20 protein-coding genes are annotated in these 21920 nt (G+C 48.5%); 14 read left to right on the top strand and 6 right to left on the bottom strand.

Features of this window, described 5'->3' with window-relative positions:
• Positions 1-329 precede the first annotated feature (329 nt).
• The 9 genes from DWY89_RS14745 to DWY89_RS11875 all read left to right on the top strand — a co-directional run bounded on the left by DWY89_RS14745 (position 330) and on the right by DWY89_RS11875 (position 7891).
• Positions 330-464, top strand: a complete 135-nt coding sequence (locus DWY89_RS14745; RefSeq protein WP_255646893.1) for a hypothetical protein — start codon at positions 330-332, stop codon at positions 462-464.
• A 156-nt stretch (positions 465-620) separates the two neighbouring features.
• Positions 621-1214 (top strand): type IV toxin-antitoxin system AbiEi family antitoxin domain-containing protein, encoded by a 594-nt coding sequence (locus DWY89_RS11840; RefSeq protein ID WP_118523641.1) that lies wholly within the window; start codon positions 621-623, stop codon positions 1212-1214.
• Between the two features lie 492 nt (positions 1215-1706).
• Positions 1707-2573 carry an NYN domain-containing protein gene (locus DWY89_RS11845; protein ID WP_022358838.1) on the top strand — a complete coding sequence of 289 codons (867 nt, stop codon included), beginning with the start codon at positions 1707-1709 and terminating at the stop codon, positions 2571-2573.
• Positions 2574-2732: 159 nt separating this feature from the next.
• A complete protein-coding gene (gene nth, locus DWY89_RS11850) occupies positions 2733-3371 on the top strand; it encodes an endonuclease III (protein ID WP_118523640.1) in 639 nt (212 codons plus the stop codon).
• A 61-nt stretch (positions 3372-3432) separates the two neighbouring features.
• Positions 3433-4278 carry a CPBP family intramembrane glutamic endopeptidase gene (locus tag DWY89_RS11855; protein WP_182434582.1) on the top strand — a complete coding sequence of 282 codons (846 nt, stop codon included), beginning with the start codon at positions 3433-3435 and terminating at the stop codon, positions 4276-4278.
• Positions 4279-4352: 74 nt separating this feature from the next.
• Positions 4353-5408, top strand: a complete 1056-nt coding sequence (locus tag DWY89_RS11860) for an aminotransferase class I/II-fold pyridoxal phosphate-dependent enzyme (protein WP_118469313.1) — start codon at positions 4353-4355, stop codon at positions 5406-5408.
• A gap of 2 nt (positions 5409-5410) precedes the next feature.
• Positions 5411-6154, top strand: a complete 744-nt coding sequence (locus DWY89_RS11865; RefSeq protein ID WP_118523638.1) for a YkgJ family cysteine cluster protein — start codon at positions 5411-5413, stop codon at positions 6152-6154.
• 95 nt (positions 6155-6249) lie between these two features.
• On the top strand, positions 6250-7065 hold the full coding sequence (locus DWY89_RS11870; protein ID WP_118523637.1) for a histidinol-phosphatase: 816 nt from the start codon (positions 6250-6252) through the stop codon (positions 7063-7065).
• A gap of 235 nt (positions 7066-7300) precedes the next feature.
• Positions 7301-7891, top strand: a complete 591-nt coding sequence (locus DWY89_RS11875) for a 50S ribosomal protein L25 (RefSeq protein WP_118469307.1) — start codon at positions 7301-7303, stop codon at positions 7889-7891.
• Positions 7892-8063: 172 nt separating this feature from the next.
• On the opposite strand, the gene DWY89_RS11880 is transcribed toward DWY89_RS11875, so the two are convergent.
• The 5 genes from DWY89_RS11880 to DWY89_RS11905 all read right to left on the bottom strand — a co-directional run bounded on the left by DWY89_RS11880 (position 8064) and on the right by DWY89_RS11905 (position 13498).
• Positions 8064-9110 carry a TRAP transporter substrate-binding protein gene (locus DWY89_RS11880; RefSeq protein ID WP_118523636.1) on the bottom strand — a complete coding sequence of 349 codons (1047 nt, stop codon included), beginning with the start codon at positions 9108-9110 and terminating at the stop codon, positions 8064-8066.
• A gap of 132 nt (positions 9111-9242) precedes the next feature.
• Entirely contained in the window at positions 9243-10532 is a 1290-nt protein-coding gene (locus DWY89_RS11885) for a TRAP transporter large permease (RefSeq protein WP_118524701.1), read from the bottom strand.
• Positions 10533-10672: 140 nt separating this feature from the next.
• Positions 10673-11152: a TRAP transporter small permease gene (locus DWY89_RS11890; RefSeq protein ID WP_118523635.1), complete on the bottom strand. Its 480-nt coding sequence runs from the start codon at positions 11150-11152 to the stop codon at positions 10673-10675.
• Between the two features lie 335 nt (positions 11153-11487).
• Complete coding sequence (gene aroD / locus DWY89_RS11900) at positions 11488-12252, bottom strand: type I 3-dehydroquinate dehydratase (RefSeq protein ID WP_333491441.1); 765 nt, start codon at positions 12250-12252, stop codon at positions 11488-11490.
• Between the two features lie 31 nt (positions 12253-12283).
• Positions 12284-13498, bottom strand: a complete 1215-nt coding sequence (locus tag DWY89_RS11905; protein ID WP_107001849.1) for an MFS transporter — start codon at positions 13496-13498, stop codon at positions 12284-12286.
• Between the two features lie 458 nt (positions 13499-13956).
• Here DWY89_RS11905 and DWY89_RS11910 point away from each other — a divergent pair, with 458 nt between their 5' ends.
• From DWY89_RS11910 to aroE, 5 genes are all read left to right on the top strand, one after another.
• Entirely contained in the window at positions 13957-14913 is a 957-nt protein-coding gene (locus DWY89_RS11910; protein WP_118523634.1) for a LysR family transcriptional regulator, read from the top strand.
• Between the two features lie 72 nt (positions 14914-14985).
• Positions 14986-17007, top strand: a complete 2022-nt coding sequence (locus DWY89_RS11915; RefSeq protein ID WP_117796712.1) for an FAD-dependent oxidoreductase — start codon at positions 14986-14988, stop codon at positions 17005-17007.
• A 98-nt stretch (positions 17008-17105) separates the two neighbouring features.
• On the top strand, positions 17106-17993 hold the full coding sequence (locus DWY89_RS11920; protein WP_022358823.1) for a shikimate dehydrogenase: 888 nt from the start codon (positions 17106-17108) through the stop codon (positions 17991-17993).
• Between the two features lie 164 nt (positions 17994-18157).
• Positions 18158-18937: a shikimate kinase gene (locus tag DWY89_RS11925; protein ID WP_107001851.1), complete on the top strand. Its 780-nt coding sequence runs from the start codon at positions 18158-18160 to the stop codon at positions 18935-18937.
• A gap of 48 nt (positions 18938-18985) precedes the next feature.
• A complete protein-coding gene (aroE, locus tag DWY89_RS11930) occupies positions 18986-19855 on the top strand; it encodes a shikimate dehydrogenase (RefSeq protein WP_117796709.1) in 870 nt (289 codons plus the stop codon).
• Positions 19856-19924: 69 nt separating this feature from the next.
• Here the strand turns inward: aroE and DWY89_RS11935 are convergent, their stop codons facing one another.
• The gene (locus tag DWY89_RS11935) at positions 19925-21844 is read right to left on the bottom strand and encodes an ATP-binding protein (RefSeq protein ID WP_118523633.1); all 1920 of its coding nucleotides are present in this window, start codon (positions 21842-21844) and stop codon (positions 19925-19927) included.
• Positions 21845-21920 lie beyond the last annotated feature (76 nt).

Genomic DNA, 21920 nt, shown 5'->3' on the forward strand with positions numbered 1-21920 from the left:
AATGTGGAATCGAAGTAGGAGAGAACTATAATCTGCCAAGTAGGACGAAAAATCCTGTTTGTTCAGCTTTTGTGTTTATAAGGGGTCAAAGAAGAAGCAAATTACAATTCTATAGCAAGTGATCTTTTCTAAGTTTTGGAAGGCTGGTTTTTCCGTCATAACTAGTTAAGATTGAGTATATCTATCATAACACGAACATATATTTGATTAAAGAAAATGCGGATATTTTTAAAGTGATTGTGTCAATTTACAATCAATTTCTATTCAATGTGGTTTTCCGGTAGGTTCTGTAAAATAAGCTCAGATCAAAACAATGACGGGAGGAGCTTATGCAACAGAATATTGAATTTGAACGGTGCATTGATTTTCTGGTACGGATGATTGATAAGTACGGCGATGAAGTCCTCCGAGAGTTGGAGGAAGAAAAACAGAATAAGGAAGAAAAAGAAGCGGCAGTTTCCTGAAATACAAAATGTAAATCAGACTGTCGCTTTTTTGTGAAATTATTCGGCTGCGTTATCTTTTACTTCTGCAAGCATATAAGGATTGAATTTACTTTTACGCTTAAATATAATATAATTTAAGCACAAAAGCAAATATCAAGGATAAGGAGGACAACTATGTCAATATCAGATATTTTGGAATCGCTAATTGAAAAAGACAATGGATATTTGATTACATCGAAGGCCGTTGAATCAGGTGTATCAAAGCCATCTGTCTCAAAATACGTCAGAGAGCATGATATGGAAAAAGTGGCACATGGCATTTATATTTTAGATAATGTGTGGCCAGATGAGTTGTTTGTACTCCAGCAACGAAATAAGAATATTATTTATTCGGGCGAGACCGCCCTTTATTTGCATGGTCTTATCGACAGAGAATACAGTCATATTTGTTTCACTGTTCCTACCGGATATAATGCAACACATATCAAAAAGAAAAACAAAGAAGTTCGTTACGCAAACCCAGAGATTCTTGATATGGGGACCTGTGAAATCCCGTCAAGCAGCGGTAATTTGGTTAAAGTATATGACAAGGAAAGATGTATTTGTGATTTGATTAAAGATCGAAAGAAATATGAAATTCAGTTATATCAGACAGCAATCAAGGAATATATGTCCTCGAAGGAAAAGAATCTTTCAAGATTGATTGAGTATGCGGTTAAACTTGGAGTAAGGGATGAAGTGATGATGTATGTGGAGGTAATGATATGATTCATACAGCGGAACAAGTTTTGAAGAAATATCCTCTAAGAGATAGTGAAATATCTATTGTCTTAGAGGATTTTTGTTGAAGAATTTTAATATTCAAGAGTTTGTTTTTTCCTCTTTGACATTAAGCTATGGTTTAAGCCGTAGCTGGCTTTATGTTAGTAATTTTGGAGTAGGATTCGTGAGAGTTCTACCCTGTTGTTGATTTTGACAGTGATGTAAGAGAACGACGGATATGCAGTGAAACCATAATACAATAAAAAGAATATTTGCTGATTTCTCATGAACGTGATACACTTATAGATAAGCTGTATCGGCTGTCGATCACGACCGTTTCGGCGGTGTGAAAATGAGAAATTCCGGCACCGGAGGCTTTCAGAGTCACGATCATGCGACCGTGCGAAAGTTCCGGTGCCTTTTTATTTCAAAGGAAAGTGCGCCCTGATGAAAGCGGCAGAGAATATTTTGAGCGGTATTTGAGAAAGGAAACAGGAGATGGATGACAAAAAAATAGCCGTACTGATCGATGCGGAAAATGTGTCCGGCAAGTATATCAAGCTGATTTTAGATGAGGTCAGCAATTATGGAAGTGCGACATACAAGCGCCTTTACGGCGATTTTCAGACGCCAAGCGTGCGGGCGTGGATGAAGAACCTGCGCGACTATGCGATCACGCCGGTTTTCCAGTACAATTATACGCAGGGGAAAAATGCCTCCGATTCGGCGCTGATCATCGATGCGATGGATATTTTATATTCGGGCAATGTGGATGGATTCTGTATCGTCACCTCGGACAGTGATTTTACGAAGCTGGTGCTGCGCCTGCGTGAGTCAGGCATGACGGTGATCGGCATGGGAGAGCGCAAGACGCCGAATGCATTTGTTTCGGCGTGTGAGACATTTAAATTCCTGGATATTTTATTAAACGATGAAAATCCGTCGCAGAATCCGTCCCTGCCGCAGACGCGCAAGGAGAGTGAGGCGGATGGTTCCAGAAAAGAGGCAGAGAAAGAAAGCGATCCGAATGCAGTCAGCAATATTCCGAACATGGAGGAGATGGAGAAAGAGATTATCTCGATCATCAATACACATGCGGACGATGACGGATGGGTGGATTTATCGGAGCTGGGAGACAATCTTCCAAAGCGTGTGCCGGGATTTGACCCGCGAAATTATAAATGCACGAAGTTAAAGCAGTTTATCGAGCTGTTTGATTCCGTTGAGGTTCGGTCAGCGCGCAATCCGCACAATAAGATTCTGTCGATCATCTATGTGCGTGTCAAACAGAAAGAAGAAAAGCCGGTACTTTCCAAGGTACGGCGCGGCGGAAAACGAAAGAAGGATGCGGACGCGGAAGAATAGTAAGCATATGCAGTTCGTATGAGAATAAAAAGTTGCAGAAGCGGCTGTGATTCGTATGAGGCTGGAAGAATGCAGCAGTGGTTGTAGTGTTGTGTCAGCTGTTACAAAGACAGACTGTAAATTGAAAAGTGAAGGATAGAAGATAGGAGAGACAGGAACATGACAAAGGAAGAGCTTGCATTAGAGGTAATTGACCGCCTGAAAAAAGAATATCCGGATGCGGGTTGTACGCTGGACTACAATCAGGCGTGGAAGCTGCTGGTTAGTGTCCGTCTGGCGGCGCAGTGTACCGATGCGCGTGTCAATGTGGTAGTCAAGGGATTGTTTGAGAAATATCCAAATGTGGCGGCATTGGCGGATGCCCCGGTGGAAGACATCGAGGCGATTGTGAAGCCGTGCGGTCTGGGACACAGCAAGGCGCGGGACATCAGCGCCTGTATGAAGGTGCTGCGCGACGAGTACGGCGGGCATGTGCCGGATGATTTTAACGCTCTGTTAAAGCTTCCGGGAGTCGGCAGAAAGAGTGCCAACCTCATTATGGGGGATGTGTTTGAAAAACCGGCGATCGTCACGGATACGCACTGCATCCGCCTGGTAAACCGGATAGGGCTGGTGGAAGGAATCAAGGACCCGAAGCGCGTGGAAATGGCACTCTGGAAGCTGATTCCACCGGAGGAAGGCAGCGATTTCTGCCACCGCCTGGTGTATCACGGGCGTGAAGTCTGTACGGCGCGGACGAAGCCGTACTGTGACAAGTGCTGTCTGCAGGATATCTGCGCGAAGGCAGGCGTGGAGTAGAAAGTCTGAAAAAGTCATGGAAACAGATGCAGATAGGAAAAGGATGACAGGAGGCAGAAAAATGGACGAAGAACGGCAGGAGACAGCGGATTGGCGCATCGTCTGGCAGATGTTTTTTCCGTGCGTCATCAGCGATTTAATCGGCGGATGTGTGGAGGTGCTGGGACATCTGGAGGGAAATGCGGGAAGAACCGTGTCGTCGTTTCTTACATTTGCCGTGATTTATCCATTTTACTGGCGGAGGATCCAGAAAAAGAAAGAAAACAGGCGCATAGCAGAGGCAGACGGGATGAAAGAGCAGGTCTCTCCACAGATAGAGACGACAAAGGAAGAAAAAAGTGGATATTTCTGGGAAAAAGTGCCGGATGTGTGGAAAATCCTGCTGGGGGCAGCTGCGTTCAGTGCTGTGTTTAACATGATTTTCTGGGCATTAGAAAAAAAGGAGATTTTCCTGGGAGTGTTGCATATTGCAGTGCAAAAGGTTCGGATGACTGGGCAGGCAGCTGAAGCGGTGTCTCTATGTTTGAAAATGCCTCAGGGGGATATGCTTGCGGCAGCTCTGGGAAAAGGTGCGTCGGAGGGCGCCGCCGCTTTATTTTCCGGGGACCTGTGGCAGCAGTTCTTTCTCATGGGCATTGCCGCCCCGCTTTCCGAAGAACTGCTGTTTCGCGGCATTTTATTTGAGCGCCTGCGTATGGCGCTCCCATTTTTCTGGGCGGCACTTGGATCGGCGGCATTTTTCGGGTTGGTGCATGGAAACTGGGCGCAGGGGATTTATGCGGCGCTCATGGGACTTATACTGGCGTGGCTGTATGAAAAAAAGAACCGTCTGTGGGAACCTGTGTTATTTCACAGTGCAGCAAATTTGACGGCGATGCTGATGCGGGTGCTTCTTTGGCACTGGTGAGGACAAAAAATACAAACAATTTCGAGAACGCAGGATTGTGTTTGCTCGAAGAAAGAACAGGAGGAGATACTACGATGCTTTCATTTGCAAGCGATTATACAGAGGGCGCCTGCGAGGAGATACTTCAGAAGCTGGCGGAGACGAACCGGGAGAGTCTGCCGGGATATGGCATGGACCGGTACTGCCAGAGTGCCGCCAGAAAAATACAGGAGGCGACCGGATGCCCGGAGGCGGAGGTTTATTTTCTGGTGGGCGGTACCCAGACGAATGCGGCCGTGATCAGCAGCATGCTTGCACCGTATGAGGGCGTAGTAGCAGCGCAGACAGGGCACGTGAGTATTCATGAAGCCGGGGCGATCGAGTACACCGGGCATAAGGTGTTGCAGCTTCCGGAAAAAGATGGGAAGATTGATCCGGCGGATCTGCAGGAATATCTGCAAAATTTCGAGGCGGACGCAAACCATGATCATATGGTATTTCCGGGAATGGTGTATCTTTCCCATCCGACGGAATACGGAACCTTATACAGCCGGAAGGAGCTGCAGGCGATCTCGGAGATCTGCCGTTCGTATGAAATCCCGCTCTATCTGGACGGGGCGCGTCTTGGATATGGTCTGGCGGGGGAGGAAAATGACCTGAGTCTTTCGGAGATCGCGCATCTGTGTGATGTATTTTATATCGGCGGCACGAAGATGGGCGCATTCTGCGGAGAGGCAGTTGTATTTGGTGAGAAGAAGAATGTTCCGGCGCATTTTATTACCCGGATCAAGCAGCAGGGCGCGCTGCTGGCAAAGGGACGCCTGCTGGGAATCCAGTTTGATGTGCTGTTTACAGACGGGCTGTACGAGCGCCTGGGACGCCATGCGGTAGAGATGGCGGCAGCTTTAAAGAAAGGGTTAAAACAGCGCGGTTATACGTTTTTCCGTGAGTCCCCGACCAACCAGCAGTTTGTGATCTTGGAAAATGATCGGATGGAGCAGATTGAAAAAGAGGTTTCCGTGAGCTTCTGGGAGCGGTATGACGAGGATCACACCGTTGTCCGTTTTGCGACGAGCTGGGCGACCAGAGAGGCGGATCTGGAACATTTGTGGGAGATTTTAGATCGGATTGAGGCAGAAAGAGAGAAGTAGAGATGGAACGTAATGTAACGATGGCGGAGATTTCAGATGGAAAGCTGTACAGCCGGGACGATATGGTAAAAGCCGGATGCGATGATTGCCGGGGCTGTTCGGCGTGCTGCCATGGAATGGGTAATTCGATCGTGCTGGATCCATATGATGTGTACCGTCTGACCGCCTTGCGCGGGGACACGCTGGAACATCTGCTGGAGGAAAAAAAGGTAGAGTGGAACGTCGTGGACGGACAGATTCTGCCGAATCTGGCGCTCCGGAGCGGGGTGGAGGAAGCCTGTGGGTTTCTCGATGAAGCAGGGCGCTGCCGGATCCATGCATACCGGCCGGGTATCTGCCGCCTGTTTCCACTGGGGCGCTTTTATGAAAATGGAAGTTTCCAGTATTTTCTCCAGATTCATGAGTGTAAAAAGGAAAACCGGACGAAAGTCAAAGTGAAAAAATGGATCGATACGCCAGATTTAAAGCGGTATGAGGCGTATATCAGCCGGTGGCATTATTTCTTAAAAGATATAAGAAGGGCGGAAACGGAGGCGGCGCAGAACCTTTTGGCAGAACCATGCATCGGAACGCCGGAGGAACAGGAGATACAGAAGAAAAACCGTGCCACTGCGGCAGCCGAGCACGAAAAACGGCGCAATCTGTTGATTATGAAACTGTTCTATCTGCTTCCGTATGATGGAGAGAAGGACTTTTACGAGCAGTTTGAAAAGCGGATGCAGATGGCGGAGCGGAGTTTGCGATAAATCCTTTGTTGAAGACAAATCCGCAAGGATGTTTGCCCGCAGCTGTGAAGAGGCAGAAACGTTTTGACAGAGTGAAATAAGAAAGGAGATTACCGATGCTTCATACAGATTTTCACACCCACACCACGTTCTGCGACGGAAAGAGTACACCGCGGGAGATGGTGGAGGCGGCATACCGGATGGGAATGACCGATTTTGGTGTTTCAGGACATGCTGATTTTTCGATGTTTGAGCCGGGATTCGGGATGGACGACGAGAAGCTTCGCCAGTATACCGAAGAACTTCAAGAACTCCGGGAGGAATACCGGGGAAAGATGAATCTCTATATCGGGATCGAGCTGGATGGACTGGGACCGGTGCAGAAAGCAGAATACGCGATCGGCTCGACCCATGCGCTCATCAAGGATGGCGAGTATGTTTGTGTGGATGATACGGAAGAGAAACTGGTAAAAGCAGTCGAGACGCTGTGGCATGGTGACTGGTACGCCTTTGCACAGGAGTATTTCGAGGCAGAGGCGCAGATTTATGACCGGACAAAATGCGATTTCATCGGACATTTTGACCTGTTGACAAAATTTAACGAGGGATATAAACATTTCGACGAGACGAAAGACGCCTATCTGGAACCGGCGATCACGGCGATGCACAAACTGGCGGCTCTGGGGATTCCGTTTGAGATCAACACAGGCGCCATGTCCCGCGGCTACCGGAGTGCGCCGTACCCGTCTGCAGCCCTGTTAAAAGAGCTGTGTGCCTGCGGCGGACGTATCCTCATCAACTCCGACAGCCACAGTGCCGACACGATCGGATATGGGTTTAAGCAGGCGCAGGAGCTGGCGGTGGCGTGTGGATTTAAAAGTGTGTGTGCCCTGAAACCGGGTGGCGGATTTAGGGAGATACTTCTTGTATAAAAAAGACAGAAAGAAAAATATACAAATTCTAAATTTCAACCTTAAAAATGCTGAAAATAAAGCCGAAATATTTTTATTTTTAGTGAATCGTTTTCAGAGAACCTTGCTATAATATGAGCCGTAACAAGGAGATAGATACTTAACAAAACCCCATGGCTGAGGGCTGCTAAGCACAATGTGTTTTCCACACAGGGCGTGCGGAAGGCGCAGATCAGATTTTTGGAGGAAAAGACAAATGACTACTTTAAAAGCTGAAAAAAGAAGCATGGATGTTAAGGCAAAGAGACTCAGAAGAGAAGGCTATGTAACAGGCAACGTATTTGGCAAGAAGATTCAGGGCTCCATTCCTGTTAAGATGGAAAAGAAAGACGTGGATCGTCTGCTGAAGAACGAGACCAAGGGCGGACAGATTATGCTGGATGTAGAAGGCGAAGTCTACGATGTCCTGATCAAGGAAGTTGACTATGATGCAATGGCAAATCAGGTTGTAGAAATAGATTTCCAGGCGCTGGTAAGCAATGAGAAGGTTCATTCCGTTGCTGAGATTATCTTCGAGAACCACGACAAGGTAGAAACTGGCGTTCTGCAGGAGGTACTGAAAGAAGTATCGTACCGCGCATTACCGGCTGCACTGGTTGAGAAAGTCAAAGTTGATGTTGGTGAGATGGAGATTGGTGATACAATTCGTGTCAAAGACCTTTCGATCGCAAAAGATAAAGACGTTGATATTCTGACCGATCTGGAGGCAGTAGTTGCTACCGTCACAGCGGTTCACAACAATGTACCGGAGACCGATGAAGAGGCTGACGCAGAAGAAGCTAAATAATTGAAGCGCAGTGCCAGGATGAAGTGAAACGGGATGCTGTCCGCAAGGCAGATAAAAAGTTTCGTGGAATGATTGAAACATGAGAAAAGGCGGATGTACTGACCAGATGGTCGGTATATCCGCTTTTGAATTTTGTATGAACTTTTTTTGCAGATGGTAAAAGAAGATGAGGTTATGGCTCCATATATGCGTCATAAATTTCCGGATCAATATTCTCACGGATACTCTCATATACGCTTCCAGCCGCCTCCCGGATGGCATCGCGCGTTTCATCCGAGAGAGTTAAAATCGCGGTGCCGCTCGCTTCGATCGTAGCGATACGGTTGGAGATGCGCGCGTCGGACTGTTCTCTGGCATACTCGGTCGCGGTTTTGGCTGCCTGCGTCATGATTTCCTGTTCTTCCGGAGTCAGGTTCTGGAAGAAATCGTCATTGACAATCAGGGAGATCAGATGTGGCAGGTGGTTCGTCTCGACCACATAATCCTGCTGTTCGTAAAGACGGTTGGAGACGATGACCTCATACGGGTTCTCCTGCGCGTCGATCGTGTGCTGCTGGAGACCGATATACACCTCGCTGAAGGTCATTGGCGTCGGATTGGCGCCGATTGCTTTCCAGAATGCGAGATGATAGCTGTTTTCCATGGTACGGATTTTCTGCCCTTTGAAATCCGCCAGAGAGTAAACCGGTTTATTTGTGCTCATGATGCGGAATCCTTGATCTGCCATGCCGAGCAGGTGGTAACCGCCGTCGGTGTACACCTGGCTGATGAGATTGTAAAAATCCGGATCATCCAGCTTTTTGCGGCAGTCATCCAGCGAATCAAAGACGCATGGAAGGTCAAAAACGGCGAGATCCTTCATGAAAGAAACCTGAGGGGCGGTGTTCTGCACGACAAATGGGATATCGCCGTCCGCGCACGTTTCGAGCAGGTCGCGGTCACCGCCGAGTGTGGAGTTGGCGTAAACCTGAATCCGCATTGCGCCGTTGCTTAAGTCATGTACTTCCTCCGCAAATTTTTCGGCAAACAGCTGCGTTACCGTGTCCTCCGGGCTGGCGGTCGCCAGTGGCCAGGAATAGCGCTGTTCTTTCTGGCTGGAGGCGCAGCCGCTCAGCGCGAGCGAGGCGCCGAATAAAAGAACCGACGAAGAAATGAGCGCCGCAGCGAATCGGAAAGAAGTCCGGCATCGGCGGGACACTAGGTTTGAAATATAAATCATAATGGGAGATCCTTTCAAATTTAAAAATATCCATTTCATATGTGAAATATTCCATTCACAGCCTGAAAGCGTGAAGCAGGTCGTTATATGAAATCTTTCAGAGCTTCAACATTTCCAAGCGTCCATTCAGCATTACAACAATCCCAGCGACAAAGCCGGTATAAACGTAATCAGCAGCAGCGCCACCAGAAACAAGCCAATCATCGGCATCGCTTTTTTGGCGATCGCCATGATCGGGACGTCGGTCAGGGAGCTGGCGACAAAGAGGTTGACGCCGATCGGCGGGGTTACGAAGCCGATTGCCAGATTGACAACCATGATCACACCGAACTGGACCGGATCCATGTTGATCGCTGTCACGATCGGGAGCAGGATCGGGGTCAGAATCAGGATCGCCGGGGTTGTATCCATGACCATTCCCACGATAAGCAGGAACAGGTTGATGACAAGCAGGATCATGACCGGGCTGTTGAAATGTTCCAGGATAAAGTTGCTGACCGCCTGCGGCACCTGCATCAGGGTCAGGACTCTGGAAAATGCCGTGGAAGCTGCCAGAATAAAGAGGATCGGTGTGAATGTGCGGATCGCTTCCACAAAAATCGGCGGGATATCCCGGAATTTCATGGTCCGGTAGAGGAACAGGCTGACAAACAGGGCATAGAAAACGGAGATAACTGCTGCTTCCGTGGGGGAGGCGATGCCGCTGTAGATACAGCCAAGGATGATGACCGGGCTTAAGAGAGCGAAAAAGCTTTCGCGCAGCACCCGGAACAGCCCTTTTTCGCGCAGCAGATGGATTTCAGCGTGGATTTTTTCTCTATCTTCGCCGTAACGCCGGCAGTGATAGATGGCATACAGCATCAGGAGCAGACCAATCATCAGACCCGGAATGACGCCGGCTAAGAACAGGCTGCTGACAGAGGCACCGGACGCCATGCCGTACATGATAAACGGGATACTCGGCGGAATGATAACGCCCAGACCGCCTGCGACTGCCACGATCGCGGTAGAGAAAGTCCGGTCATAGCCGAGGGCGCTTAAAATCGGGATCGTCATGCTTCCGACGGCTGCAACGGTTGCCGGGGCAGAGCCGGAGATAGCGCCGTAGAAGAGGCAGGTCACGATGACCGCGCATGGCATACCGGCGGTAAAATTGCCAAGAAAGAAGGCAAATACGTCAAACAGCTTCTTGGAAATACCGCCCTTTGCCATGATGATGCCGGATAAGACGAACATCGGCACGGCGAGCAAGGGAAAAGAATCCAGTCCGCCGAACATGGCGCGGATCAGATACTTAGCGCCGACCGTGAAGGACGGGTCAAAAACGGAAGGGAGAACCGAGGCGATACCGAGCGTGATCGATACCGGGATTGCGATGACAAGCAGCACGACAAAGATAACAAATAAGAGAGCAGCAGGCATCAGTGTTCCTCCTTTCCAGATGGTGTATTTGCCTCGATGAGAGATTCGATTTCATTGGATTCCTTTTCCGGCATATCTGCATTTGCATGGATAAAGGATTCCGGTGTATTGCGCTCCGGGTGGGCCGGATCGTAGACATCTTAGCCGCGGGCAACCTTAAATTCGATGATCCAGCGCTGCAGAATGCGGAATGTTACCAGAAGAAAGGAAACAAACGGCGCTGCCTGAATATAGTACATCGGAATCCCGCAGGCGGGGGATAACTGTCCGCTGTGAATGGCGGACATCATGTAAGAGTATGCAAATGGGATCATATAAAGGAAAAAAATCAGCTCAAAGGTGTGGTTGACAACCTTAAAAAGAGCCTTACCTCTGCGTGGAAAGGCAGCGACGAACTGTTCGATCTTGATAGACAGGCACTTTTTGCTGCAATAGCTGACGCTTAAAAAACCGCTCCAGATAAAGAGAAAACGGGTAACCTCCTCGGACCAGGACAGAGACTGCCCAAGCGCGTAGCGGGAAAATATCTGGATTCCCATAATGAGTGTCATCGCAGCCAGCATGACAACCAGCAGAAATTCTTCCAGGTTTTCATCCAGCCAGTGAAGTGTTTTTTTCATGAATAATCCCCTTGTAAATACGGATAATAGGTTGCTGTTTATGCAGGCACGTTTGAAAACGGATGTGCCGCTTGATAACAATAATAGACCTGCGATGGAGGTAGCAGGTCTTGAGTGCCTCGCGGAGAATTCCCACGTACCCGCAGGCACAGGGATTTCCGGGAGTAAAAAAATAGGTGGCTAAAAGTATAATATAGGCACTTTTGGAACCGAAAGTGCCGTAAGATAGCGTGGTGGCAGCTGGAATTTGCCGTATTTAAATGCGAAGCCACGGCAAATTCAGTTACTGGGCACGTTAGCGTGAACAGTAACCGAATAACTGGATAAGCCAGATATTACATCGCACTGTGAAGCAGTCCCAGTACAGTCTCCAGATCCTTTACGCCCATCTGACCCGGTGCGGATGCCTTCTTGGCAGCGCCGAAGGTCATGGAAGAACCAAATACCTCGCCGCAGAGACGGCTGATAACGCCGGTGCCAGCCATCGACATGGTAATGATTGGACGGTCCGCATAGAGGGAAGTCATTTCCTCGGTGGCAGAGAGAAGCGTTAAAACATCTTTCTTGTTCTGCGGCATAACTGCGATCTTCGGGATATCTGCATTTATATCCTGCATCTTACGCAGGCGGTAGATGATGTCGGATTTCTCCGGCGTCTTGTGGAAGTCATGGTTGGAAGCGATGACTTTCACGCCAGCAGCATGTGCACCGTCTATGATCTTGGTTACAATCGCGTCGCCGGTAAAGATCTCTACGTCAATGAAATCGACATAGCCGGTCTGAGCTGCCTTGATGTTCAGCTTTGCGTAATCTTCCGGCTCGATGGATTTCTCGCCGCCCTCTTTGGAGGTACGGAAAGTCATCAGAATCGGAGTCTCGCCGAGAACGGCACGCAGTTCCTTTAAGACGTCTTCTACCTTCTCAAAATCAAAGACACCCTCGAACCAGTCTGCACGCCATTCTACCACATCAACCGGAATAGAATCAAACGTTTTTGCCTCGTCGATGATTTCCTGTTTGGTAACGCCTACGATCGGAACGATGATCTTCGGTGTGCCGGAGCCAATTTCGATATTTCTAACTTTGATAGTATTCATAATCAGAGAATCCTTTCATTTTATCAATAAATATTTATTCGTCGCTTTCTGCCAGAGACACCATTTTCGCGTAGCGGGCATTGACAAAGAGTCCCAAGAGAACGCCGATGGCAGTCAGTACGATATTCATTATCATAACATGGGATGGTGCCATTTTGGAAGCGGCAGTCAAAATTGTGTAATTACATAAGGAAGAAGCAATCATAACCAGTGCGGTTACGGTTCCCTTGATCTTCGGGAACAGCATGTTGCAGACGGAGGTTACAATCTGTAACAGACCGCCCGCGCCTGCCCAGCCGATGATGAAAGCGCCTGCAATCATAAGGGTCTGGCTGTGACCGATGAGTACGGCAACCAAAGTAACGAGGCAGATAACCGGGTAAACGAGGATGAAACGTACATCCTTGATTTTACGGGTCAGCAGGGAGGTGACAACGAGCGCCATCAGGGTACCTGCGGAATAGTAGGTCTGCATGATGGACGGGTTCGCCCAGCCTGCATTTTCTTTTGCGAAGTTCTGCGCGCAGTTTAACCATAACTGGAAGGTACCGGTGCAGGTGAAACCAATCACGATCATGGCGATGGACTCAAACGAAAAATTTGTGTGTTTTAAGCTGGCGATGAGTCCCTCGGATTTGCCCTCTGCCTTCTGCTCAGAATCTGGCAGCGGGAACAGGAAAATAAGTACAAATAAAACAGCGTAAATAATACCGCATCCGATAAATAACGGATTGTAAGATACCATGCCGGTGGCGGTGGTTGTCACAGCAACACCGAGTACGAACGGCAGAAGCATCTGCGCGATCGCAATGAAAAATTTGATTCCCATGGTAGCGACACCCGGAGCGCTGCTGATAATCTCGGCAACCGCCGGATAGATACCGGTATCAAGGAACGAGTTGGAGATACCTCCGATGATTGCACATACATAAGCAATTTGATAGCCGCCGTTTTGTCCGGCGCTGAAAGCGAAAGCAAGTCCAATCAGGTAAACCGCGTAGGAGGCGCTGCCGATCGCGGTTGAGATGCGGCGTCCCAGTTTGTCGGAAAGTGGTCCGGCAAATGGAAGTGCAATCAGACGTCCGAGTCCTAAAGCAGCGGAAATCGCGGTGATCGCCATTGCCTCAACGCCCCAGGCTGCGGCAAGCGCTTCCTTGATGACTGCCTGTCCGAGAATCGAACAGCCGACGCCATGGATAAAGTAGTTTAAGTACATGATAAGTGCACTTGGCAGATATTTCTTGTTCATGATTTTCTCCTTAATTCAAGATCCGCCTGTCGTGCTGCCGTTTCGGAAACCGGGCGGATGATGGCTGATGTTCTGTCACAAACACAAAGGAGATGCCGATATAAAAAGTTCTGTTTTAGTGTTAGAAAAATAACACGTTTGATGCCTTTATTCTAATAATTATTATAGCCGAAGTCTAATACTTTTATAGCAAAAAAACAATGCATTTTAAGCATTAATGTGTTATAAATATGATTATGGGTTACTGTTCACGGGTAGGCACTTTTGGAACCGAAAGTGCCGTAAGAAAACGTGGTGGCAGCAGGAATTTGCCGTATTTAAATGCGAAGCCACGGCAAATTCCGTTACTGGGCACGTATGCGTGAACAGTAACGATTATGGAAGTTTGGTGTGATGCATTTACGGCTGATATTGCGAAGAGTTAATACGAAGATACATAAAGACGGGGGACGTTAGGAATGACATTGAATCAGATTTTATATTTTCAGAAGATAGCGAATCTGGAAAATTATCATCAGGCGGCGGAAGAATTATATATATCACAGCCATCCCTGAGCCGGTCGATGGCGTCACTGGAAAATGAGCTGGGCGTGACGCTCTTTGAAAAAGAAGGACGCGGGGTGACCCTGACGAAGGCGGGGAAGATGTTTTTGGAGTACGCGGACCGGATTCTCACAGACTGCCACATAGCGGTCGGGAAAATGCGGGAAATTTCGATGGATGGGGGAAAGATCGACATCGGTTACGTGTTTCCGCTGGCAGGTCACTATATCCCGCACCGGGTCAAGCTCTTTTTAGAACAGCCGGAAAATCAAAAGGTTGTGTTTAATTTCTGGCAGAATCACACACCGGCGATTGCAAAAAAGGTAAAAACGGGTGAATTAGATGTAGGCTTTGGCGGCTGTCTGGAAAAGGATGACATGGAATTTTTCCCGGTGGCGAACCAGAAGCTTGTCATCATCACGCCGAAGGATCACCCGCTGGCAGAGCGGGAGAGTATTCCATTTGCGGAGCTGAACCGGTATCCGGTAATTGGATACGATAAGGACTCCTGGATGGGGACGCGCACCCGCGCGCTCTATGCGAAATACAACATTCAGCCGGACATCATTGTGGAGTGTCCGGACGAATATTCGATCGTCGCACTGGTGCGGGAGAGTTTTGGCATCGCACTGATGCCGCGCACGGACATTCTGGAGCTTTCTCAGGGAGTCTGCATTCACCCGATTGAAAATCTGGACATTTATCACCAGATTTTTATGTTCTGGATGAAAGAACGCTACCGGCTTCCGGCGGTGGAACGCTTTATTGAATATATGAAACAGCAGGCGCGTCAGGACGGTCTGCAGGCGGAACGGGAAACCGATAGCAAAAACGTATTGAAAATTTACTTGAAAGATATTGTTAATTTTTAAGCAAAACGGTTAAGATAAAAGTGTCACAAACACAGGGATGCCTCTCATGCAATGGAGAAGGAGAATTTCATCATGAAGAGCAAATACCCCAAAATTTTTGAACCGATTACCATTAAGCGCATGACGATCAAAAACCGTGTTGCCATGACGCCGATGGGTACTAACTATGGCGAGACGAGCGGTGAGATGAGCAACCGCCATATGAATTATTATTCCCTGCGTGCCAAGGGAGGAACTGGTCTGATTATTCTGGAGAATGCCAATATCGAATATCCGGTTGGTTCCAATGGCACAAGCCAGATCCGCATCGATCACGACAGCTTTATGCCGCGTTACTATCAGTTAGTCGAGAATCTTCACAAGAATGGCGCGATGGTAGCGATTCAGGTCAACCATGCGGGCGCTTCTGCATCCTCTGCCAGAACAGGTATGGAGACGGTGTCTTCCTCCAATATCCCGACCAAGGCAGGCGGCGAGATTCCGCGTCCGATGACAAGGGAAGAGATCCTGACGACCGTAAAAAAATACGGCGAGGCGGCGAAACGTGTACAGGCGATCGGATTTGATGCGATTGAGATCCACTGTGGTCATTCTTATCTGATGAGTCAGTTTATTTCCCCGTATTACAACAAAAGAACCGATGAATTCGGCGGCTCCGTCGAGAATCGTCTCCGTTTCCCGAAGATGGTTCTGGAAGAGGTGCGGAAAAATGTAGGTCCGTGGTTCCCGATCATCGTCCGTATCTCTGCGGAAGAGCGCGTGCCGGGCGGCAACACGCTGGAAGACACACTGGAATACCTCGAATATCTGGATGAGTACGTAGATATGTACGATGTATCCTGCGGTCTGAACCCGTCCTTACAGTATCAGATTGACTCGAACTTTCTGCCGGATGGCTGGCGTTCCTACATGGCAAGAGCCGTGAAGGATAAATTTGGTAAACCGGTTATCAATGCGGGCAACTACCGCGATCCGGAGGTCGTTGAGAAAGTATTGGAGAGCGGCGATGTCGATATTGTCGGCATGGGACGCGGACTCATTGCAGAGCCGAACTGGGTCAGCAAGGTGCAGAACGGCGAGGAGGAGATTCTCCGTAAATGTATCTCCTGTAACGTCGGCTGTGCGGGAAACCGAATCGGCGTCAACCGTCCGATCCGCTGTACCGTCAACCCGGCTGTTCCGGAGGGCGATATCTACAAGAAGCTGAAAGTCAATAAAAACTGCAACGTAGTTGTAGTCGGCGGCGGTACAGCCGGTCTGGAAGCAGCCTGCACGGCAGCCGAGGTTGGATGCAACGTATTCTTATTAGAAAAGAGTGGTAAATTAGGCGGACTTTCCACCTTCATTTCCGACCTGCCAAGCAAGAACCGTATGAAAGACTTCCCGAAATATCTGGAAGCACGTGCGAAGAGACTGAAAAATCTGTATGTATTTCTGAACTGCGAGGCAACCGTGGACAAGATCAAACAGTTCAAGCCGGATATCATTGTCAACGCAACCGGTTCCGTTCCAGTCGTTCCGCCGATCAAGGGACTCAAGGAAAACATCGCAGCCGGTCATGTCGATACCATTTTCGAGATGATTCAGAAAGTAAAAGCCGGAGAATACCCGGATGATTTCTGCAAGGGCAAAAAAGTGGTTGTAGTCGGCGGCGGCTCCGTTGGCCTGGATGTTGTGGAGTATTTCGCACCGCGCGGCGCGAAGTGTACCATCGTGGATATGCTCCCGCAGATTGGTATGCTGGCAGATCCGATCACAAAATGTTCCATGCGTGAGACACACGACAAATATGGTGTGAAAGAGTATGTGAATACTGCGCTGCAGGAAGTCAAAGAAAACGCATTTACCGTGAAGCTGCCGGATGGCACGATCGAGGATCTGAACTTTGACCTCGGTTTCAACTGTCTGGGAATGCGCGCCAACAATCCGATTCTGGCACAGCTTGAAGAGGCATTTGACAACACAGATACATTCATTTACCCGATCGGAGATTCCGTCCGCGCCCGCCGTATCATGGAGGGAACGATGGAAGGACGTGCGATTCTGAACGTGCTGGAAGCGAGAGGATTTTTAGAGCTGGCACCGTTGGAGTAAGAAATTGAATATTGCATTTGAAAGATTCTGACTGTTCGCTGAACGAATGATATCGTTTTATTTGATTATAAAAATAGAGAAGAAAAGAGGAAATTATCATGCCAAACATTACAGGACATACCGAATTAGTAGGATTAATGGCTTACCCGATCCGTCATACACAGTCTCCGACCACCCACAACCTTGCCTATGACAAGAATGGCGACGATGTTATCCAGCTTGCGTTCGAGGTAGACAACGATACCCTGGAAGCAGCGGTTGAGAGTATCCGTGCGCTGAAGATGCTGGGTTCCAACATCTCCATGCCGAACAAGACCGTCGTTCACAAATATCTGGATGAGGTAGACGAGGCTGCAAAGCTGTGCGGCGCGATCAACACTGTAGTCAACACCCGTGACAAAGACGGCAATGTAACCGGATACCTGAAGGGTTACAACACTGACGGTATGGGTTACTGGCAGGGAATCAAGGAAGAAGGCATTGATTTCAAGGGAATGAAGATGGTTCTCATCGGTACCGGCGGTGCAGCGACCGCTATCGCAGTACGCGGCGCACTGGACGGCATTGCAGAGCTGCATATCTTCAATATTAAAGATAAGTTCTATGCACGCGGAGAGGAGATCGTTGACATCATCAACAAGAACTCTAACTGCAAGGCCGAGATGCATGACCTGGGCGATCTGGCACTCTTAAAAGAGAAAATGCACGAAGCAGACATTTTCTGTGATGCAACCGGCGTTGGTATGCACCCGCTGGAGGATCTGTCCAATATCCCGGATCCGTCCTATTTCCGCAAGGATCTGATCGTAACTGATACGGTATATGCACCGCGTGAGACCGTGATGATGAAGCAGGCCAAAGAAGCTGGCTGCACCCGTGTATACAACGGTATGAGCATGATGCTGTTCCAGGCGCTGATCGCGATTGAACTGTATACAGGAAAATCAACACCGGTGGATTACATGAAGGAGAAGCTGGGAATCTAATAAAAATATAGCTCGAACAGCAACACCTATCCCCCACAGTTATACCTGCTATTCCGCATTAGCACTTGCGTTCATATCCTGATTCGGGTATAATAATAAAACACACTTTCAATGTAAAGTGCAAAAGTAATCTGAATGAATACAAGTGGAGAAGGATGAGACAGATGGATGAATTAAAGAAGCTGCGAAATGATCTGGACATGTGCGACGAGATTCTGATCGACGCCCTGCGGATGCGCTGCCAGATTATCCAGGAGATTACAAATTATAAACAGAAAAACGGACTTCCGATTTACCAGGCAGAGGAAGAAGAGCGCAAGAAGAGCAAGATGCTTGCGAAGCTGGATGATTATGAATACAAAAAATCAATCATGGCAGTTTACGACAGCGTCCTCTACCGGAGCAAACGGATTCAGTCCCATGAGCTGTTTGGGTTCAATATTTTCCTGATCGGATTTATGGGAGTCGGAAAGAGCACCGTTTCGAATGCACTGCAGAATACCTTTGCGATGGATGTATTGGAAATGGATGAAATGATCGCGAAAAAGAACAACATGAGCATTTCCGAGATCTTCGATCTGCACGGCGAGGCATATTTCCGCAACGAGGAGACAAACCTGCTCAAGGAGGTAGGAAACGAGAAGAACAAGATTGTATCCTGCGGCGGCGGCGTAGCGATGCGCGAGATCAATGTACAGGAGATGCGAAAGAGCGGCAAGATTATACTTCTGACCGCGAAGCCGGAGACGATTCTGGAGCGTGTCAAAGAGAACCATGACCGTCCTCTTCTGGAAAATAATAAGACAGTGGAATATGTTTCCGAGCTGATGGAGAAGCGCAGACCGGCGTATGAAGCGGCAGCAGATATTGTGATCGCGACCGATGGAAAATCAGCGAATGAGATCTGCGAGGAGATCATTGCACAGGTGAAGAAGTTTAAATAATGTGACTGCTCAGAAAGTTCTGACAGAGAAAACGAAAGGGGAAAAAAGATGTCGAATCATATCACAGGACACACAGGTTTACTTTGTTTACTGGGAAGCCCGGTCGCACACAGTGTTTCGCCGGAGATGCACAACGAGGCGTGCAGCCAGTTGGGGCTGGATTATACATATCTGGCGTTTGATGTGCCGGAAGAGAAGATGCCGCAGGCGGTTGAGGGACTGCGGACGATGGGCGCGCGCGGCTGGAATATCACGATGCCGGGCAAAAATATCATGTGCAAGCTGGCAGACAAGGTTTCACCGGCTTCCGAGATTTCCGGCGCCTGCAATACGATTGTCAACGACGACGGTGTTCTGACTGCTTATACGACCGATGGCGTCGGATTTATGCGTGCAGTTGCAGAAAATGGTGTAGACATCATTGGCAAGAAAATGACGCTTTTAGGCGCTGGCGGCGCCGCAACCGCGATTCTTGTACAGGCAGCTTTAGACGGCGTGGCAGAAATTAACGTATTTAACGTCAAGGACGCGTTCTATCCGAGAGCCGAGGAGATTGTAAAGAAACTGAACGAGCGCACAGGGTGCAAGGTAACCCTGCATGATTACTCCGATCCGGAGATCCTGCGCCAGTCCATCGCAGACAGCGCGATTCTGGTAAATGGTACTTCCGTCGGCATGGCTCCGAAGACAGACAACACAATCATTACTGATACAACGATGTTCCACAAAGACCTGTTCGTATTCGATGTCATCTACAATCCTCAGGAGACTCGTTTACTGCGCGAAGCAAGAGCGGCAGGCTGCAAGACCAGCAACGGTATGTACATGCTTCTCTATCAGGGAGCTGCATCCTTCGAACTCTGGACAGGACAGCAGATGCCGGTGGAGATCATTAAAGAGAAATATTTTACAAAATAGGATTTGAAGAACGGCACACCGCATTCTCGTTACTTAGTGATGAGAATGCGGTGTGCCGTTTTTCATCATTTATAAACCTTTATGCCCACAAATCTGCTCATCCAGCACACTCATCAGCACCTTCATATCAATCGGCTTCGCCACATGATCATTCATTCCGGATTCCAGCGCCCGCTCTTTATCCTCTGTAAATGCATTCGCTGTCATCGCAACGATCGGAATGCCAGCCTTCTTCTTATCCGAAAACCGCCGGATCGCCCGCGTTGCCTTGTAGCCGTCCATGATCGGCATCTGGATATCCATCAGAATCAAATCATAATAATCTTCCGGCGCTTTTTGCAGCATTTCCAGGCAGGCAACCCCGTCATTTGCCCGTTCGACCAAAAGCCCCTCGCGGGTCAAAAGTTCGATGGAAATTTCGGCGTTCAGATCATTATCCTCCGCAAGAAGAATCCGGCAGCCGGATAGAGTCTGGGCAGCTGTTTCATCGAATGCGGTAGGCTCTGTTTCCTCCCGCGAGGAAATCCGGCATGGGATCCGGACGGTAAACGTTGAACCTTCTCCGAGCTTGCTCTTTACCTCGATCGTTCCATGCATCAGATCCACCAGATTTTTCACGATTCCCATGCCAAGCCCGGTGCCTTCAATGCCGCTGACGGTGGAAGAACGCTCCCGTGAAAATGATTCAAAAATATGCGACTGGAATTCCTCGGAAATGCCGATGCCGGTATCGGTGATTGCGATTTCTGTGATACACCAGCCGTCCGTTTCACCAGGCTCCTGGCGGAGGGCACAGGAGATCGTCCCGCCCTTGGCGGTATATTTGATCGCATTGCTCAAAATATTCAATACAATTTCGGACATATACGTCGTGTCAATGTAGATATATGGGTACGAAATGTCCTTGGTCACATGAAAATGCTGCTGTTTTTCTTCCAGGGCAGTCTGGACCATGACGATACAGGAATCAAAATTTTTCTCAGTCTGGACGGAGGTTTCTTCAATGTGTATCTGGTTATTCTCAATCTGTGAAAACTGAAGAATATTGTTGATGATAGAGAGCATCTTTTCACCGGAAATATGGATCTTGTCCATATATTCGCCGATTTTTTCCGGTTCTTGCAGATGGTTTCTGGCAAGTTCTGCGTAACCGAGGATCGCATTCATCGGTGTCCGGATATCATGCGACATATTGAACAGGAAGGTCGATTTCGCCTTGTTGGCTGCCTCTGCTGCTTTTGCGGTCTGTTCCAGCAGCAGCTGCTGGGTGAGTTCTCTGGACTTCTGTTTCTTTGTATAAAAATAGGAAATAACAATTAGCAGAAGTGCTATCATGCTCGCGGCAGCGGCGATTCCAAAGGAGGAACGGTTGATCGCCTCAATCGATCGGTAAGTGTCTTCCATATCAATCTCGATACAGAGGGCACCGAGAATGTCATTGGTTCCGTCGGAGGCAATGACCGGATAGCAGGCGGTAAAAATATGCCCCCATGTGGTATCAATGATCTTTTGTGAGTGGATCGTTTTGCCGGAGAGGGCAGCTTCCAGATACGGAACCATTTCCTCTTCCAGGTAGGTGCCCGGATAAGCAAAATCAGGTGCTTCCAGATCCAGACCATCGATCAGGTAGATGGGTTTTCCGCCCGGTCCACGCTTGGCAGTGTATAAGTAGCGCGTCGAATTGAGGCTGCGAAGCTCATTTAAATAAGATTGCAGGCTTCGATACTGCGCGGAGCTCATATCGGATTTTGTATTGATCTGTTCAAAATCTGCCCGCGTCAGCCGGCTTGATATCGCCCGGTGAACCGCGTCCGAACAGGAAATATTCCGTTCTACGGCGGCGCTCAGGGTGATGCGGCTGTTGCTTTTCAGCAGTGCAACGGTGTATAAGGAAATGAAAAATACTGCCAGAAGAAGCAAAAAGGTAAAGTTAAAGGCATGATAAGAAAAGCTTCTTGATGGGATATTTTCGTTGGATGGATGGTTCATAAGTTAGATTCAACTTTCATGTAAATGCAGGGTTTATAGTTAAAAAACAGATCGAGTTGTTGATAATAAATGTAAC

Origin of the sequence: Clostridium sp. AF27-5AA (genome assembly GCF_003478415.1) — a bacterium.
GTDB lineage: Bacteria > Bacillota > Clostridia > Lachnospirales > Lachnospiraceae > Otoolea > Otoolea fessa.

What these genes read in the sequence shown, in the direction of transcription:
- nth (WP_118523640.1), top strand. Translation starts at nt 2,733, where the DNA reads ATGACAAAGGAAGAGCTTGCATTAGAGGTAATTGACCGCCTGAAAAAA.
- DWY89_RS11845 (WP_022358838.1), top strand. Translation starts at nt 1,707, where the DNA reads ATGGATGACAAAAAAATAGCCGTACTGATCGATGCGGAAAATGTGTCC.
- aroE (WP_117796709.1), top strand. Translation starts at nt 18,986, where the DNA reads ATGTCGAATCATATCACAGGACACACAGGTTTACTTTGTTTACTGGGA.
- DWY89_RS11865 (WP_118523638.1), top strand. Translation starts at nt 5,411, where the DNA reads ATGGAACGTAATGTAACGATGGCGGAGATTTCAGATGGAAAGCTGTAC.
- DWY89_RS11885 (WP_118524701.1), bottom strand. Translation starts at nt 10,532, where the DNA reads ATGCCTGCTGCTCTCTTATTTGTTATCTTTGTCGTGCTGCTTGTCATC.
- DWY89_RS11870 (WP_118523637.1), top strand. Translation starts at nt 6,250, where the DNA reads ATGCTTCATACAGATTTTCACACCCACACCACGTTCTGCGACGGAAAG.
- DWY89_RS11910 (WP_118523634.1), top strand. Translation starts at nt 13,957, where the DNA reads ATGACATTGAATCAGATTTTATATTTTCAGAAGATAGCGAATCTGGAA.
- DWY89_RS11905 (WP_107001849.1), bottom strand. Translation starts at nt 13,498, where the DNA reads ATGAACAAGAAATATCTGCCAAGTGCACTTATCATGTACTTAAACTAC.
- DWY89_RS11925 (WP_107001851.1), top strand. Translation starts at nt 18,158, where the DNA reads ATGGATGAATTAAAGAAGCTGCGAAATGATCTGGACATGTGCGACGAG.
- DWY89_RS11880 (WP_118523636.1), bottom strand. Translation starts at nt 9,110, where the DNA reads ATGATTTATATTTCAAACCTAGTGTCCCGCCGATGCCGGACTTCTTTC.
- DWY89_RS11920 (WP_022358823.1), top strand. Translation starts at nt 17,106, where the DNA reads ATGCCAAACATTACAGGACATACCGAATTAGTAGGATTAATGGCTTAC.
- DWY89_RS11935 (WP_118523633.1), bottom strand. Translation starts at nt 21,844, where the DNA reads ATGAACCATCCATCCAACGAAAATATCCCATCAAGAAGCTTTTCTTAT.
- DWY89_RS11840 (WP_118523641.1), top strand. Translation starts at nt 621, where the DNA reads ATGTCAATATCAGATATTTTGGAATCGCTAATTGAAAAAGACAATGGA.
- DWY89_RS14745 (WP_255646893.1), top strand. Translation starts at nt 330, where the DNA reads ATGCAACAGAATATTGAATTTGAACGGTGCATTGATTTTCTGGTACGG.
- DWY89_RS11855 (WP_182434582.1), top strand. Translation starts at nt 3,433, where the DNA reads ATGGACGAAGAACGGCAGGAGACAGCGGATTGGCGCATCGTCTGGCAG.
- DWY89_RS11890 (WP_118523635.1), bottom strand. Translation starts at nt 11,152, where the DNA reads ATGAAAAAAACACTTCACTGGCTGGATGAAAACCTGGAAGAATTTCTG.
- DWY89_RS11875 (WP_118469307.1), top strand. Translation starts at nt 7,301, where the DNA reads ATGACTACTTTAAAAGCTGAAAAAAGAAGCATGGATGTTAAGGCAAAG.
- DWY89_RS11860 (WP_118469313.1), top strand. Translation starts at nt 4,353, where the DNA reads ATGCTTTCATTTGCAAGCGATTATACAGAGGGCGCCTGCGAGGAGATA.
- DWY89_RS11915 (WP_117796712.1), top strand. Translation starts at nt 14,986, where the DNA reads ATGAAGAGCAAATACCCCAAAATTTTTGAACCGATTACCATTAAGCGC.